Annotated in this window: 1 protein-coding gene; it reads left to right on the top strand. The window is 48.9% G+C overall.

The annotated features are described in order from the left end of the window. Positions 1–321 (top strand): hypothetical protein (locus AAOP42_RS00650; protein WP_349526519.1); only part of this gene is annotated, 321 nt, incomplete at both ends.

Genomic DNA, 321 nt, shown 5'->3' with positions numbered 1-321 from the left:
GGTACAGACGGAAGCATTACGTTGACGACCGGCAACCTGTCTGACGGGACTTATACCTTAGATTATGAAGACGGCTCTTCAGCTTCTCAAACGTTCAGTATGGTCGTATCAGGAAATGTCGGAACGATCAGTGGATTGAGCGCAGGAGTTTACAACAACATTACAATCACCGAATCAGGTTGTAGTTCAGTCGCTGATATAGACGTTACGTTGAGCGATCCATCCATTCCAACCTTGTCAGGTAATGCTGAGAGTAACCCAACGGCCTGTTCCGGCACAGACGGAAGCATTACGTTGACGACCGGCAACCTGTCAGACGGA

The sequence above is a fragment of the Reichenbachiella sp. MALMAid0571 genome, assembly GCF_040151475.1.
GTDB lineage: Bacteria > Bacteroidota > Bacteroidia > Cytophagales > Cyclobacteriaceae > CAXBNB01.
Note: the sequence above shows the minus strand (reverse complement) of the source record. Positions and strands in the feature narration are given on the sequence as shown.